Below are 15,486 nucleotides of genomic sequence, written 5' to 3' on the forward strand. Positions count from 1 at the left end.
AACGACGGCATCGAGCGGCATCTGAAGGGCAAGAAGCAGCTCTGGCAGTCGCGCGGCGGGCGTCGCTGATAGGGCCTGCGGACGCTCCTAAGCCTGTGGGCAAAGCTGTGGATGGAATTTGCATAAGTACAGGCTTATCCACAGGTCGGCCCGGATCGGCAAAGTTGTTATCTCTCCACGCATTGCTTTCGGCGTCACAGCCCACAATGTTTGGCCGCGGCCAAGTGATTGAATTGATTGAGAAAAAGCGACTTACCCACAGTGGTTCGCCGCCTCTACTACGACTACCAAGTATAAAAATTACAATCAGGAGCTAAATACAGGGCACAAGTTTTGCGCAATCAAACGATTTTTTCCGCCTCCTGCAGCTTCGAATCTGCCTGCCAGATCTCGGCCCTGCCCGAGGGCCACCGCAGCCGCGGCCTACATGGCCACAGCTATTTCGCCACCATCCGTGCCCACCTGCCGGCCGGCTGGGCGCCGTTCCCCGGCGCCGAGGTGGAGGAGCTGCGCCGCCGCCTTGAGGCCTGCGCTGCGCCCTTGGATCATGCGCTGCTGAATCATTCGATCGCCGAGCCGACCGACGAAAACATCGCCCGCTGGATCAAGCGGCGGTTGGAGACCGAGTTCGGTGTGCCCGGCATTCAGCAGGTCGGCATTCAAAGCACGCCGCATTCGGGCGTTGACCTGGATGCCGACGGCATGGCCCATGTCTGGCGGCGTTATCGCTTTCAAGCGGCGCACAAGCTGCCGAATGTGCCGGTCGGGCACAAATGTGGCCGCATGCATGGGCATGGTTTCGAGGTCATCGTCCATGCGAACCAAGACCTGGGCGAGCGCGACCTGAGCATCGACTACGACCATCTGGACGAGGTCTGGGCGCCGTTTCACATGCTGCTCAACTACCAATGTTTGAACGAGATCGACGGTTTAAGTAACCCAACCAGCGAGGTCATCTCGGCCTGGTTGTGGGCCCGCATCAAGCCGCAATTGCCCGAGCTGTCATGGCTGACCGTCTACGAGACCGGCTCCTGCGGCGCCAACTTTGACGGCAAGAACTACCGCATCTGGAAGGAGCTGACGCTGGACAGCGCGGTCCAGCTCAAGCGTGCGCCCGCCGAGCACCCGTTGCGCGGCATCCACGGCCACACCTACACCTTACGCCTGCATCTGAGCGCCCAACTTGATCAGCTGATGGGTTGGACGGTCGATTTCGGCGACGTCAAGACCCAGTTCGATCCGATCTTCAAGGCCATCGACCACCGGCCGTTGTTCGAAATTGCCGATCTGCCCGATGGCGACACCGCCAGCCTGGCCGCCTGGGTGCTGGCCAAGGGCCGCGCCGTGCTGCCGCAGCTGGACCGGGTCGATATGTACGAGACGCGCGGCTGCGGGTCCATCGTCAATGCGGATGTGGATGGGCCGGTGATACCTGTATGAGAGCGTCAGCGCACAGGGCCGAGCGCCGGGCCGCCCCAAGCCGGCCCAGCATCCCCTCGGGGGATGGGCGGATGTACTCATTCGACCAGGGGTCAGCATGACTTATGCAGTGAAAGAAATGTTCTACACCTTGCAAGGCGAGGGCGCTCAGGCCGGCCGCGCCTCGGTGTTCTGCCGCTTTGCCGGCTGCAATCTGTGGAACGGCCGGGAAGAAGACCGCGCGGCGGCCGTCTGCACGTTCTGTGACACCGACTTCATCGGCACCGACGGCGAAGGCGGCGGCAAGTTCGCTACCGCCGAGGACCTGGCCAACGCGATTACCTCCAAATGGCCGGCAGGTGTGCCCGGCAAGCCCTATGTCGTCTGCACCGGTGGTGAGCCCCTGTTGCAGCTGGACACGGCCCTGCTAGACGCCCTGCATGCCCGCGGCTTCGAGATTGCGGTGGAGACCAATGGCACCCAGCCCGCACCGGCCGGCTTGGACTGGATCTGCGTCAGCCCCAAGGCCGATGCCGAGCTGGTCCTGACCCAGGGCCATGAGCTGAAGCTGGTGTTTCCGCAGCCCTTGGCACGGCCCGAACGCTTCGAGCACCTAGCCTTCCAGCATTTCTTCTTGCAACCGATGGACAGCATTCTGAAGGCCCAGCACACCCGCGAGGCGGTCGCCTATTGCATGGCGCACCCGCAGTGGCGGCTGTCGGTGCAGATGCACAAGGTGGTCGGTATTGCCTGATGTGCTGAACAGAAAAAGGGAGCTCAAGGCTCCCTTTCTTCAGCCCGGGACAAGCAGTGCTTAGAAGCTGTAGCCAATCCCAAAAGAATAGGCCAGCGGGTTCAGTTCAACCTCGATGTTCTGGCCGGTCGACAAAGTACCGGTGGTCTTCAACATCACCTTGGTGGCAGAGACATTGAGCGACCAGCGATCGAAGAGCTTCATGTCCAGGCCCAGCTGCACGGTCGGACCGAAGGAGTTTTTCATCGACAGGGTGGTTGGCTTGCTCGGCGAACCGCCGGTAATGCCGGAGAGGACCGCCGTCGCCTCGGTGTCGGAGAACACCGCATAGGTCACACCCGCACCGACGAAGGGCCGCAACCTGCTGCTGGGGGCGCCGAATCGGTATTGCGCCGTGACGGTGATGGGCAATGCCTTCACATCGGACAGCTTGCCCGTGCCATCAATCGCGCCAGCGCCCACCACTTCATGCTTGAACGGTAAACCGACGGGCACATCGATGGTGATGTTTTCGCTCAACATGTAAAAGACGCCGCCGCTGACTTGGCTGGCATTGGTGATGTCAACCTGGGTTCCAGCGGGGCTGGGTGCCGACAGATCACCGCTGCTGACGGCCGGCCTGATCGCCGTGGCGCCGAGCCGAACTGTGAAGCTGCCAACGGTTTGGGCTTGTGCAGCGCCGGCTGCAAGGACAGCCAAAGCGCCCAGGGAGAAGAGATATTTTTTCATGCTGTGAATGCTCCTGATGCTCGGCCGCGCGTTACAGCCAACCCTTGATGGCGATGGCCTTGGAAACCAGCTGAGCCAGCAACTGGTGACCATAGGGCGTGGGGTGGAAACCATCGGAGAAGGCATAACTCTTCCACCAATCGGCCCCGCGGGCGCCGGCCGGGGGGGCGGCCGACAAGGCCGTGGCCGTGCAGCTTGCAAAGGTGTAGGTCGGCAGGCCATCGGCGCCCATGCCGGTCGCTGGGCACGCGGGCGTCTTCACATTGCTGAGGCTGAATTGCGCGGGGTTGGACACTTGATCATTGAAGCTGGCGTAAAAATCGACGATCACCACCTTGCTCTCACCGGCATATTTGCTGTCCAGCTGCTTGTTGAAGGCCGTCATCCAAGACCTGAACAAGGCGTCTGACTGGGCGCGCGCCGTGGCACCCGCCGTGCCGCCGCCCGAAGCGGCCGCAATGCCGTCCAGCACCATTTGAAAGCGTGGCGTGTTGGTGATGCTGGGCATGTTCAAAATCACGACGCGCTGCGCTGATTTATCCAACACATGGGCCTTGATGGTTGCCTGGAAGACATCGGCCAGAGCCAGCATATAGGTGGCGCCACCCGCTGCGATGGTGCTGGCACCGCCGCTCATGATCGCGCCGACCTGTGCCGGCGTCAGCAAGGTGCCCAGCAGCTTCATATAGGCCGCGCCGCCGTCTGTGGGGATCGTCAGGTAGGCACCTACCAGGTCGGCAGCGTCATTGCCGCCGCCGTCGATCACCACCAAGTCGGTGGGGCTATAGCTGCCTACGGCCGCGGCGGTTGCGAGTTGAACCGGCACCCGGCGCGGGTCGGCTGCGGCCAAGCTGGCTGAGTTGATTACACCGCCGCCGATGGCGAAGTTGCTGCATCCGGGCTTGGGATTCGGAGCGAAGGTCATGCCGGTAAAGGTGTAGAAATTGCACAGGGTCTGGCCATAGGCCGCTGCGATGCGCTCGGGGTAGATCAAGTTGTCTGGGCTTTGCACCGTGAACTTGAGCCCGAAGGTGCCGGAATCAGCCAGGCTATCGCCAAAGATCTTGACCGCTGTGATGGGCACGGCAGGCGTGGTGTCGGCACTGCTGCCGCCACCACAGGCGCTAACGAGCAGGCTGCTCGCGAGTGCCAAAAGGGTGATGTGAAATTTTTTCATGATGTTGTCTCCTGCTTGTTCCGGCATCTAGCTGTCAAGCCCGCTTGGCTTGCAGCGCCGGCTCACTTTATCGAGTTGGCATCACTTCCTCGCCGGGGTTTATCCCCGTTTGTGGCACCCACACACGGGATTTTTGGCAATTTGGAGTGCCCGCTAGCAAATCTTGTCGCGTCGGCGACAGAGGCTTGTATCGGGTGTTTTTGGGTCTGCTTTGGGCCATTACTTTGTCGAGTGAGGTCTGTCAAGTAACAAGGCTGTGGACAAAAAATGATCAAGCCAGTCCTTATCCACAGGGCGGGCGCAATTTTGAAAGTTGTTAGCGTTTGAGCGACAGCAGCAACAGGGCTGCGCCCACATGGTTTGAAGCAAGCTAAGTGCTTGTAGCAACAGGAAAAATTGGCCTTATCCACAGAAACAGGCCCGCTCTACTAAGACTACTAAGTTAAAAGATTGAATTGCTATGAATAAGAAACGCGTGAACAATTTTTGCGCATGCACAGTTGGCCTAAAAACGGCTGCAGCCATGCCACACTGGGCTCCCATGAACATCGAAGACTTGCAAATGCGGCTGCGCCAATTCGCCATTGAGCGCAATTGGCAGCCCTACCAAACACCTAAAAATCTGGCCATGGCGATGGTGGTGGAAGCGGCCGAGTTGGTAGAAATTTTTCAATGGCTGACGCCCGAACAGTCACAACAAATTCAGACCGACCCGGCCAAGCATCAGCACCTGGGCGAAGAGATTGCCGACGTGATGCTCTACCTACTGCAGATCGCCGACCACACCGGCGTCGACATCAGCGCCGCGCTTGAGCGGAAGTTGCTGCTCAATGCGATCAAACATCCGGCGGCCAGTGCTTCATGACGAAGGCGGCTGTGCAGACCATCGCCGTGATCGACTTTGAGACCACGGGTTTGTCACCGAATGGGGGCGGCCGCGCGACCGAGATCGCGGCAGTGTTGGTCCGCGACGGCGTCATCGTCGATGCCTATCAAAGCTTGATGCAAACAGGCGCTTGGGTGCCGCCCTTCATTCAAGAGTTGACCGGCATCAGCAATGAAATGCTGGCGGACGCGCCCAGCGCCGAGAGCGTCATGCAGGAATTGGCTTTGTTCACACGGGGCTGCCCCTTGGTGGCGCACAACGCGGCCTTTGACCGGGGCTTTTGGCAGGCGGAGATGGCCAGGGCCGGCTGCCTGCCTGACCCCGCCCATGAGAGCTTTGCTTGTACGGTCTTGCTGGCACGTCGGCTCTACCTGGATGCGCCGAATTGCCGCTTGGGCACCTTGGCGCAGTTCCATGGCCTGCCTGACTCAGGAAAAGCCCACCGGGCGCTGGCCGATGCAACGACGACCGCACATTTATTGCTGCGCATGCAGCGCGATATTGCCGAGCGTTTTGCGGGCGAGCTGGGCTCGCTGGCGGTGGATCATGGTCTGCTCAAGCAGCTGCAACGAGCGCATAAATTGGCGCTCAAACGCAGTCTGCAGGACTATGTCAAACGCCAAGGCTTACAAGCCTTGGCCGTGCACTGATGGGCTTTTAGAGCGTACAGGGCGGTAAAAATATTGCGCTGTCAAGCGCCGATGTCAACCGTTTTGGCGAGCAAAATACCGGCCTTCCGATTCGTATTTGTTCCAGCAAAGTTGCTTCCGTATGTCGAGTATTCAGGTTCGCCCCGCCACGCTGCGTGATGCCAAAGGCATCGCAGAAATCCATGTTGCCGCCTGGCAAGATGCTTACAAAGGGCTGTTGCCCGACGCCGCGCTGGACGCGTTATCGCTGCAAAAGCGTCAGGCCTTTTGGCGCGAAGCGATTGATTTGTGCGAGCCGCAGGTTATCGTCGCCCATCTTGACAATGAGTTGATGGGCTTTGTCGGCTTTGACCGCTCGCGCGACAAAGGCACACCGTCCAGCACCGGCGAGATCTGGGCCATGTATGCCAACCCCATCCATTGGGACAAGGGCGTCGGTTTGGCGCTGTGGGATGCAGCCCGTGACGGCTTGCAAGAAGAAGGCTGCACCAAGGTGACGCTGTGGTGTTATTTGCGCAATGAGCGGGCGCTGCGATTCTTCGATCTAGCCGGCTTCAAGCGTGAGTTGGGCAGTGCCAAGACCACCGAGGTGGCGGGTACGCGGCTGGAAGAGCTGCGCTTGCAGCGCTCGCTGGTCTGAATTGACGTTAAAGCCTTGCTGGCCAAGAAAAAAGGCCTGCCCGGGGTTGACCAGGCAGGCCTTTCTGATCACCAGCTAACTGTTTACTTACTTGGCAGCGCGGCGGCGGGCAACGAAGCCGATGGCGCACAGACCGCCCAACATCAGAGCGTAGGTTTGTGGCTCAGGGACGGCGGTGACGGCAATCGACGCTGTCGGCAGAGCGCCTGTAGCCCAGTTCGACTTGTCAGCGAACGTGGTGAGCCATTGGTCTTTGGTCTTCGCAGCGCCTGTCAGCACACTGCTCTTTACGCTGATGCTTGGTGTGGAAGCCAAATTTAATGTCACCGCTGTATTGCCCAAGGTCAAGCCAGTGGCAACACCACCGGTGTTTGAATTGGTGGCATTTTCAAAGCCATTGGTGTCATCAAGCACGTAGAGATTGGTCTGCGATGCCACGTTGAACATCGGATTGCTCGCCGTACCTTGAAAGGCGTAAATCTGGTCACCGCTTGTCGACAGTGCGAGGTTCGCGTACGCGCCGGAAGTTGAACCAGCGATGGAACCAGTTGTCGTGAAGGCAGCATTGCTGCTGTTTACAACGGTGCCGGCTGCGGTGTAAGCAGCAACCATCCACTTTGTGAAGTTTTCATTTCCGTCGCCGTCGGTGGCTGTGGAACCGCGGTAGCCCGAACCGGTCCAGCCGTTGTCGGTGAAATAGATCACTTCGCCGGCGGCGATGTCGGTCAGCGCGACGACGGCGAATGAGTCGGGACTTCCATTGTTGATACGGCCAATGATGGCAATATCGCCTGCGGTCAAAGCCGCTTGTGCCGGAGCTATGGCAGCAGCCGAAAGCGCCAAGGCGAGAAGAGTTTTTTGCATGGGGTTTCCGTTGATTTTCAGTTCGTTAACGAATAGGGTCTTCACCTCATCGCAAATCACAGGCAGTTCCTCTTTCCTGTTAGCTTTGACGGCGCCCACGAACTTTGAGCGCCCAGCATGACGGCGGCGTGAAATGGCGGCGCCGCCGGACCCCGCATTCAGGGGGGTGAAAAGCGATGGTCGGCGCTGCAAAAGCCACCCCGCTCCAAGGCCCAGCCGTCGACCGCATTCGGCTGGCTCAGCTGTTGCACATGAACCGTGTTGACCAGCTTTTTGGCGGCCGCGCGTTGCAGCAGGGCTTCGGCCTGGGCGGCGCTCAGATGCAAGGCAAAGCGGGTCCAGCGTTTTTGCAGCAATGGCTGCTGCCAGGCATCTTCAAGCGCCCAGCGAATCTCCTGCTCGCGGTGCAGATTCGTAACGGTCAGCACACGCGGTGCCAAGGCCAGCACAAAGCGGTTGAAGTCGGCCTTGCAAGCGGTGCTGGGCAAGAGCGCTTCGATGCGCGCCAGCCGCGCACTCCAGCCCGGCGTGGCCAGTTGGCGTGTCAACATCGCTTGTAGGGCCTGAATCGGGTTGAACAGGCGCAGGCGATTGGGCGGCAGCACCAGCAAGGGCAGGGCGGCCGCCTGCTCATGCGGCAGCTCGGTCACAAAGCTGCATAACAAGGCCACGCGCTGCCATGCCGCAACGTCCAGGCCGGCGCTGCGGTGGATGGGGCCGGCCTCAACGCTGAACGCGAGTTCGCCGGCCGTCACCCAGTCATGGCCGGCCTTGGCCAAGTTGGCGGCGCGGCTCATTACCGCCAGATTGCCGGCGGCGTAGCCGGCGTCATCGCGAACACGGTCGATCTGTGCTTGCGTGCGGCTGCCCGGGTGTGTGTCCAGCGGCTGGCGCGTGATGGGGCAGAAACTCACCTCGATCTGCTGCAGATAGTTGGGCGTCAGCTGTACGTCCTCGAAGCTGCGCCCACGTGACCAAGCATGGGTGCGCAGCAGCAGCCATTGCTGAGTGTGTCGATTGGCGCGCAGCGTACGGCGGCCGAAGGTGGCACTGCCGGCTTGAAAGCCCTGCCGCAGCGGTGAGCTGGCATACAGCTGCAGCGCAGGTGGGGTCAGGCCATGGTGAGCAAAGTCCCAGCCGAGCGCGAAACCAATGTTTTGGGTGACCGGCACCTGACCCGTGGGGTCTAGTGGCGCATCAAGGTCGATCGACTCAATGCCAAGCTCTAATTGGGCCGGCACGCGTGCCGGCCCAACTTTGCCTACCTCATCATTGTCATTCTCAAGAACTACTGCCGCTGCGGTGATCTGTGCCATGGTGTGCTCCGGGGTTGCCGGCCAGTCTCGAAAGAAGCCTCTCTTTCGTCTGACCTTGCAGCGGAGTTTGTCTGGCAACTAGCTCATAGACTGAGCTAATAAAATCAACTCAGCAGTAAATCAACTCAACATTTCAACCGGCACGTCGCCGCCGTTGTCGGCGACCGGCGCGGCCAGTCTGATTGAGCATTTAGCTTTCGGCTGCTTTTTCGCTTGTTTCCTGGCGCTGCAGACGCTCGCTATGCCAGTAAACATCGTCACCGCCAAGGCCGTCCAGATTGGCCCGGTTCAGCACACGGGCCAGCACAAATAACAAGTCAGACAAGCGGTTCAGGTATTGGCGCGGCGCGGCGTTGATGGCTTCTTGCGCGGCCAGCGTGACGACGGCGCGTTCGGCGCGGCGCGCCACGGTGCGGCAGACGTGCGAAATCGCGGAAGCGCGGGTGCCGGCGGGCAGGATGAATTCCTTCAGGCGCGGCAGGGCGGCGTTGTAATGTGCCAAGGCTTCATCCAGGCGCAAGACCGCGTCCATCTTCAGCAACTCGTAGCCCGGCATGCAGAGCTCGCCGCCGAGGTTGAACAGCTCATGCTGGATGGTGATCAGCAGCTCGCGCACATCGTCCGGCAGCGGCTCGGCCAAGAGCACGCCGAGGTTGGAGTTCAGCTCGTCGACGTCGCCCATCGCCTGCACGCGCAAATGATCCTTGGGCACGCGGCTGCCGTCGCCGAGGCCGGTCGTGCCGTCATCACCGGTGCGGGTCGCTATTTGAGAGAGTCGGTTGGCCATGGCTGCAGATAACTAGAGTTCAGGAATGGCCGGCATCTTGCCTGAACTTGCCCGGCAACTCCGGTCTCAGGGCCTTATCAATGCCTTTTACCCGAACGGTGGATTTCGGGTTTGCTCTTGGCCGGGTGCTGACGTTGTTCGGCATGGTGCAGCTCACGCGGCGGGCCGCCGAACTCGGCTTCGGCCGAGGGAACGGTAACGCTGGCCTTGGGCTGGGCTGACTTGTCGAGCGCGTCGCGCCCGATCGCCCGCAGCAGATCCCAGCGCATCACACCCGCCACCGCCAGCAGCAAAACCACAATCAGTGCGAGCCAGCCAAGATCAATTCCGAACATGAGCATCTCCAATACAGGTGTTGATGACTCATGCTCGCACCGCCGTTGAGCAAAGACAAGGGTCTTGGCTCAAGTTCGCGATCGAATCAGAACTCGCGGTTGTACTGGATACCCAGTAACGCCGAGCTCAGCTGGTAGCGGCCGCGCACGGTCGCACAGCTGGAGGTGTTGCCCGCAGGGTTACAAATGGCCGAACCCACGCCATTGGTCTGGCCGCCGTTGTCGTAGCTGTTGACCTGGCTGTCCCTGACCTTGATGTAGCTGAGCGCAAAGTCCATCGAGCTCTTGTTGTCGAGCTTCCAGTTCAAGCCGGTCGAGATCCAGGCGCGATCATTGTCAGGTAGGGACGGCGTGCGGGTCCGCTCCCTGACCGGCGACTGATCAAACGCCACGCCGCCGCGCAGCTTGATGGCGTCGCTGAGCAGATAGTTGACGCCGAAGGACGCTCGGAAGGTGTTGATCCAGCCTTCGGGCGTCAGCGAATCGGGCAACTGGTTGGCAAAGTCAATGCGCAGTTCTTTGAAGCGGGAATGACGGGTCAGCGTCAAATCGCCCATCACGGCCAGCTTGTTTTCCTGATTGAAGAAGGAGAAAGATAGCGATTCGGGCGTGTCCACCTTCAGGCTGGCGTCACTGTCGGTATAGGCGGCCAGCAGGCGTGCTTCAACCTGAGTGCCGGCTCCGGGCAGGGCACCATTCAGCAAGGTGGCGAGATTGCCGGCGGGCGTCTTGACGGTCCATTTGGACTCGCCCTCAAGCTTGTTCTTGATCGACGAGCGATAGGCGATGCCGAAACGGGTGTTTTCATCGTAGTTGTACATCAGGCCCAGATTGAAGCCGAAGCCCCAGTCATCGCCTTCGACCTTGACGCCGCCCGAGTAGAGCGGATTGCCGGAGACCTGCTTGATCAAGCCGCTGAGCCTGTTCATGACGGCGGCGCGCACCACCTCGATGGGCACGCCAGGCTGGGCGTTGGCCGCCACTTGCTGCTCCACCACCAGGGCCAGCGCGCCGGATCCGAAGTCGGCGCCCTTGCTCAGCTTGCCTTCGATGAACTGGGCTGTCAGGCCGGCGCCGAGGCTCAGCTTGTCGCTCAGCTTGTAGGCGATCGAGGGGTTCAGCGCGATCGTTTTCAGCTCGGTGCCGATCGAGTTGTAGCGGCCGGTCCAATCGGGCTCGTACTCGCTCTTGGAGCCAAAGGGCACGAACATCGCAAAGCCGGCCGACAAGTCCTTGTTCAGCTGGTAGGTTAGGTAGGCATGGGGCACGGCGGTGGGCTTGACGAACTTGCCGCCGTTGCTGCCGCCGGTGGGCAGGTTGAACAGGGTAGTGCTGCCTTGGTCGGTGAATTTGCCGTCCGGAATGACCACGTTCAGGACCCCCGAGACATGGATGCCAGTCAGCCGTGTCATGCCGGCGGGGTTGGAGAACAGCAGCGACGCGTCACTGGCTTCGGCGCCATTGGCATTGGCTGTGCCTTGCGCGGCGGCCGACTGCGTGCCGAAGTGGTAACCGGAGGCGAGGGCGTTGCCGGCACAAAGGCTGAACAGCAGGGCGGCGCTCAGGGTAGAAAGGGCGAATTTCATAAAGTCTCCGTTGTTTTTGAGGGTTGACCACGCTGGTGGGGCCATTGCATTTGATGATAGCCTGACCACCAAATTGAGCGGGTTGCTTGAGCGCAGATTAGACTGCGTCGCCCAGCCCTTGAAAAAGCGCCTAGGAGACAGAAATGAAGAAATGTCAGTTGAAGACAACGGTTTTTCGCTTATCGCCGGTGTGCGGACTGATGGCGAGCGCTTTGCTGCTGTTGAGTGCTTGCGGCGGCGGTGACACCGACCCGACACGGCCCGAGACACCGGCCGCACCCAGCTTCGTCGCCGAGATCCGCTACACCAGCTACGGCGTGCCGCATATCAAGGCGGATGACTTCAAGGGCGCCGGTTATGGTTACGGTTATGCCTTCGCCAGCGACCATATCTGCCTGTTCGCCCAAGAGGTGTTGACCATGCGCGGTGAGCGCTCGCGCTATTTTGGCGATGTTGATGCCAAGGGCGTGGCCATCACCTATCTGGGTCAGTTCGGCGACTTCACACCCAATCTGGCCTCGGACTTTTTCTACAAAAGCCTGATGACGCCGGCGCAAGCCGCCGCACTGAAGGCCGGCGCCGGGCCTGAGGTGCGTGATCTGGTGACTGGCTTTGTGGCCGGCTACAACCGCTATCTGCGCGACAAGGGCGTCAATGGACTGCCCAGCGATTGCAAAGGCGCGGCCTGGGTCAAGCCGCTCAGCGAGGACGAGGCCTACTTCCGCTTCAGCCAGGCGGCTATTGCCGGCAGTTCGCTGCAGTTCATTGGGGCCATTGGCGCGGCCCAGCCGCCGCTGGTCAAACCGGCCGGCGCCGCGCCGGTCTTGTTAAGTGCGCGTGCCCTGAAGTCCAAGGCGACGCAAATGGCCGTGCTCAATTCGCCGCTGATTCAGAACACCCGCTGGCTGCAAGAGCATGTGATCGGCTCCAACGGCTATGGCCTGGGCAAGGGCGTCACCCAAAGCGGCGCCGGCATGGTGCTGGGCAACCCGCATTTCCCTTGGTGGGGTGCGCTGCGCTTGCATCAGCTGCATCTGACAGTGGCGGGCAAATACGACGTGATGGGCGCCACGCTGCTGGGCGCGGTCGTGCCCTTGATCGGCTTCAACAAGGATGTGGCCTGGACCCACACCTTCTCGACCGACAACCGTTTCACCTTGCATCAGCTCAAGCTCGATCCCACGGATGCGACCCGCTATCTGATGGACGGTGTGTCCAAGCCAATGACGCAGACCAAGTTGAGCGTGCAGGCGCTGCAGGCCGATGGATCGGTCAAGACGATTGACCGCACGATGTACGCGACCGACTACGGCCCGATGCTGAATGACGGCGCTACATTCGCCTGGGGCAGTGCCAACGCTTACTCGATCCGCGACGCCAACTACACCAACTACAAGCTGCTCGACCAGGCCTTGCTGAACGGCAAGGCCAGCAGTGCCGAGTCGCTGCGCAGTGCGCTGGCCACCTACAACGCCCTGCCTTGGGTCAACACCATGGCGGCGGACAAAAACGGCCGTGCGCTGTACGCCAATTACTCGGTCGCGGCGAATGTCAGCGATGCGCAGCTGGGCGCCTGCGTCAACAGCCCGACGGGGCAGTTTCTGCTCGCCTCGCGCGGCTTGGTGCTGATGGACGGCAGCAAGTCCAGCTGCCAGTGGACCGGGGCTATCGCCAGCGAGCAGCGGCCCTATGTGCTGCGCGATGACTACATCGTCAACGCCAATGACAGCCACTGGTTCCCGAGCGAGCAGACGCGGCTGACGGGCTACCCCAAGATCATCGCCACCGGCCCCGACGCCGAGGGCCGGGTGCAGGGCGAACGCACCCGCACCGGCCATGTGCAGGTCAGCGACCGCATGGCCGGCACCGACGGCCTGGCCGGCAAGGGCTTCACGCTGGCCAATCTGCAGCAGGTCTATCAGAAGAGCCGCTTCTTCAAGGCCGAGATGTGGCTGGATGAGTTTGTCGCCGCCACCTGCGCCGGCGGTGCGCCCAGCGCCAAGGACAGCAAGGGCAATACGGTCGATCTGAGCAAGGCCTGCGGGGTCTTGAGCATCTGGAAGAAGACCGAGGGCCTGGTCGACCCGGGCTCGCTGCTGTTCCGCAAGCTCTACGAGCTGTCGGGTGAGTTGAAGGACGCCAGTTACTGGCGCGTCGCCTTCGACCCGGCCGATCCGGTCAAGACGCCGCGCGGTTTCAACACCGCCAACACCAAGGCCGCGACCTTGCTGGCCGATGCCGTGCAGTGGTTCGCCGAGCAGGGCATCCCGCTGGAGGAGGTCAATGCGCGCCGCCAGGTGATCGTGCGTGACAGCGCGCCGATCTCCATCCCGGGCGGGCGCTACACCTTCAATAATGTGCGCGGCAACCTGACTGCCGGCCTCTATGGCGACCCGATGTATGGCAATAGCTATATGCAGTTTGTCACCTTCGATGCCAATGGCCCGGTGGCCGAAGGGGTGCTGACCTATTCGCAGTCTTCGCACCTGCTGTCGGCCAACTTCTCGGACCAGACCAAGCTTTATTCGGACATCTTCCTGAAGGGCGCCAAATGGCCCAAGCTGCCGTTCAGCGAAGCCGAAATCAAGGCCGACCCGGCCTACCGGACCATGTCCATCAGCGAGTAAGCTCAGCGATGACTGCTGCGCTGCCTGATGCGCTGCTGTAGGCACTGCAGCAGCGTTTCGGTGAGCCCGACGCGGTGGTGTTAACCGAGTCAACCGACGAGGTTGTCTTCGTCGGCGGCGGTCTGTTTCTTTCCCACTATCGACGCGGCGGTGCCGACCGCGATCCACATCATCCCGGTCGGCGTGCCGACCACGCGCCTGGCCGAGATCATCAACGCTTCGGTCGCCGAGGCCGAAGAGCGCGGTCTTGCTGACTACATGGCTTTCTGATCGATGAGGCCGGGGCCGGTGCGGTGGCGTTGATGCGCAGCGTCAAGATGGCGCTGGACCCGCACAACAACATGAATCCGGGCACGATGTTGGCGGTTTGAGGGGCGCTGAGGCCAAGCTAGACCGGCGGTGCCGCGACGCTCCAGCGCTTGCTGACCTCGCCCTTGTCATTGACGCTCTCCAGCTGCACGCCGAAGCCCCACAGCCGCGCCACATGCTTGAGCACCTCCTGCGCACTGTCATGCAGCGGTCTGCCCAGATGTTGAGTGTGGCGCAGCGTCAGCGAGCGGTCGCCACGCAGATTGACATTCCAGACCTGGATATTGGGCTCGCGCGTGCTCAGATCGTATTGGCGTGACAAGGCCTCGCGCACATGCTGATAGCCGGCCTCGTCGTGGATGGCGGAGATTTCATACTCTGACAGCTTCTCGTCATCGAGGATGGAAAACAGCCTGAACTCGCGCATCAGGTGCGGGCTCAGATACTGGCCTATGAAACTCTCATCCTTGAAGTTACGCATCGCGTGGTCGATGGTGGGCAGCCAATCGCCGCCGGCCATATCGGGGAACCAACGCCGGTCTTCCTCGGTCGGCTTCTCGCAGATGCGCTTGATGTCGGTGTACATCGCAAAGCCCAAGGCATAGGGATTCAAGTTCGCCATCGGCGCTTGTGCCACCACATTGGTGTGTGACTTCAGCCATTCGATCATCATGCCGTCGCTCAGATAACCATCGTCATACATCTGGTTCAGCAAGCGGTGATGCCAGAAGGTAGCCCAGCCCTCGTTCATCACCTGGGTCTGGCGCTGCGGGTAGAAGTACTGCGCGATCTTGCGCACGATGCGCACGATCTCGCGCTGCCAGGGTTCCAGCAGCGGCGCACTCTTTTCGATGAAATAGAGGATGTTCTCCTGCGGCTCATCCGGGAAGCGCAGGGCGGCGGCAGCCTCGGCGGCCTCGGCGGCGCGCTTGGGCAGAGTGCGCCAGATGTCATTGATCTGCTGCTGCGCATGGGCCTCGCGGTCGGCCATGCGCAAGCGCTCCTGCGCCAGCGAGAGCTTGGCGGGGCGGCGGTAGCGGTCGACGCCGTAAGACATCAGCGCATGGCAGGAGTCCAGCATCTGTTCGACCTGCGAAACGCCGTGGCGTTGCTCACACTCGGCGACGAAATTCTTGGCATAGACCAAGTAATCGATGATGCTGGAGGCATCGGTCCACATGCGGAACAGGTAGTTGCCCTTGAAGAAGCTGTTGTGCCCGTAGCAGGCATGCGCGATCACCAAGGCCTGCATGGCCATGGTGTTTTCCTCCATCAAATAGGCGATGCAGGGGTCGGAGTTGATGACGATCTCATAAGCCAGGCCCATCTGGCCGCGCTTGTAATTGCGCTCGGTAGCGATGAACTCCTTGCCATAGCTCCAGTGGCGGTAATTGACCGGCATGCCGA

General features: G+C 61.1%; 14 protein-coding genes and 1 pseudogene. 7 read left to right on the forward strand and 8 right to left on the reverse strand.

The features are described from left to right. Positions 1 to 333 precede the first annotated feature (333 nt). Both RMO57_RS16550 and queE read left to right on the forward strand, forming a co-directional pair. Positions 334 to 1,440: a 6-carboxytetrahydropterin synthase gene (locus tag RMO57_RS16550; protein ID WP_310388462.1), complete on the forward strand. Its 1,107-nt coding sequence runs from the start codon at positions 334 to 336 to the stop codon at positions 1,438 to 1,440. A 97-nt stretch (positions 1,441 to 1,537) separates the two neighbouring features. Then, on the forward strand, positions 1,538 to 2,173 hold the full coding sequence (gene queE / locus RMO57_RS16555; RefSeq protein ID WP_310388464.1) for a 7-carboxy-7-deazaguanine synthase: 636 nt from the start codon (positions 1,538 to 1,540) through the stop codon (positions 2,171 to 2,173). Between the two features lie 60 nt (positions 2,174 to 2,233). Here the strand turns inward: queE and RMO57_RS16560 are convergent, their stop codons facing one another. Further along, complete coding sequence (locus RMO57_RS16560) at positions 2,234 to 2,902, reverse strand: OmpW/AlkL family protein (RefSeq protein WP_310388467.1); 669 nt, start codon at positions 2,900 to 2,902, stop codon at positions 2,234 to 2,236. 31 nt (positions 2,903 to 2,933) lie between these two features. Then, positions 2,934 to 4,079, reverse strand: a complete 1,146-nt coding sequence (locus tag RMO57_RS16565; protein ID WP_310388469.1) for an SGNH/GDSL hydrolase family protein — start codon at positions 4,077 to 4,079, stop codon at positions 2,934 to 2,936. A 541-nt stretch (positions 4,080 to 4,620) separates the two neighbouring features. Between RMO57_RS16565 and RMO57_RS16570 the strand changes: the two genes are divergently transcribed. From RMO57_RS16570 to RMO57_RS16580, 3 genes are all read left to right on the forward strand, one after another. After that, a complete protein-coding gene (locus RMO57_RS16570) occupies positions 4,621 to 4,944 on the forward strand; it encodes a nucleotide pyrophosphohydrolase (protein ID WP_310388472.1) in 324 nt (107 codons plus the stop codon). Further along, on the forward strand, positions 4,941 to 5,615 hold the full coding sequence (locus tag RMO57_RS16575; protein WP_310388474.1) for a 3'-5' exonuclease: 675 nt from the start codon (positions 4,941 to 4,943) through the stop codon (positions 5,613 to 5,615). Before RMO57_RS16570 ends, RMO57_RS16575 begins: the two co-directional genes overlap by 4 nt. Positions 5,616 to 5,736: 121 nt before the next feature. Beyond that, a complete protein-coding gene (locus tag RMO57_RS16580; RefSeq protein ID WP_310388475.1) occupies positions 5,737 to 6,255 on the forward strand; it encodes a GNAT family N-acetyltransferase in 519 nt (172 codons plus the stop codon). Positions 6,256 to 6,342: 87 nt separating this feature from the next. Here RMO57_RS16580 and RMO57_RS22025 read toward each other — a convergent pair. The 5 genes and pseudogenes from RMO57_RS22025 to RMO57_RS16605 form a co-directional block, all read right to left on the reverse strand. Then, positions 6,343 to 6,438, reverse strand: a pseudogene (locus RMO57_RS22025) (PEP-CTERM sorting domain-containing protein); the annotation flags it as partial. A gap of 839 nt (positions 6,439 to 7,277) precedes the next feature. Then, positions 7,278 to 8,435 (reverse strand): hypothetical protein, encoded by a 1,158-nt coding sequence (locus RMO57_RS16590; RefSeq protein WP_310388480.1) that lies wholly within the window; start codon positions 8,433 to 8,435, stop codon positions 7,278 to 7,280. Positions 8,436 to 8,625: 190 nt separating this feature from the next. Next, positions 8,626 to 9,222: a cob(I)yrinic acid a,c-diamide adenosyltransferase gene (locus RMO57_RS16595; protein WP_310388482.1), complete on the reverse strand. Its 597-nt coding sequence runs from the start codon at positions 9,220 to 9,222 to the stop codon at positions 8,626 to 8,628. A 77-nt stretch (positions 9,223 to 9,299) separates the two neighbouring features. Continuing rightward, a complete protein-coding gene (locus tag RMO57_RS16600) occupies positions 9,300 to 9,557 on the reverse strand; it encodes a hypothetical protein (RefSeq protein WP_310388484.1) in 258 nt (85 codons plus the stop codon). Positions 9,558 to 9,643: 86 nt separating this feature from the next. Further along, positions 9,644 to 11,143 (reverse strand): OmpP1/FadL family transporter, encoded by a 1,500-nt coding sequence (locus RMO57_RS16605; RefSeq protein WP_310388487.1) that lies wholly within the window; start codon positions 11,141 to 11,143, stop codon positions 9,644 to 9,646. Between the two features lie 200 nt (positions 11,144 to 11,343). On the opposite strand from RMO57_RS16605, the gene RMO57_RS16610 reads away from it, so the two are divergent. Both RMO57_RS16610 and RMO57_RS16615 read left to right on the forward strand, forming a co-directional pair. Then, positions 11,344 to 13,770, forward strand: a complete 2,427-nt coding sequence (locus RMO57_RS16610; protein WP_310388488.1) for a penicillin acylase family protein — start codon at positions 11,344 to 11,346, stop codon at positions 13,768 to 13,770. A gap of 269 nt (positions 13,771 to 14,039) precedes the next feature. After that, on the forward strand, positions 14,040 to 14,141 hold the full coding sequence (locus tag RMO57_RS16615; RefSeq protein ID WP_414896446.1) for an FAD-linked oxidase C-terminal domain-containing protein: 102 nt from the start codon (positions 14,040 to 14,042) through the stop codon (positions 14,139 to 14,141). Positions 14,142 to 14,158: 17 nt separating this feature from the next. Here the strand turns inward: RMO57_RS16615 and RMO57_RS16620 are convergent. Continuing rightward, on the reverse strand, positions 14,159 to 15,486 hold a 1,328-nt coding region (locus RMO57_RS16620), incomplete at its 5' end, for a SpoVR family protein (RefSeq protein WP_310388490.1).

Origin of the sequence: Roseateles sp., from assembly GCF_031397715.1 — a bacterium.
Classification (GTDB): domain Bacteria; phylum Pseudomonadota; class Gammaproteobacteria; order Burkholderiales; family Burkholderiaceae_C; genus Paucibacter_A.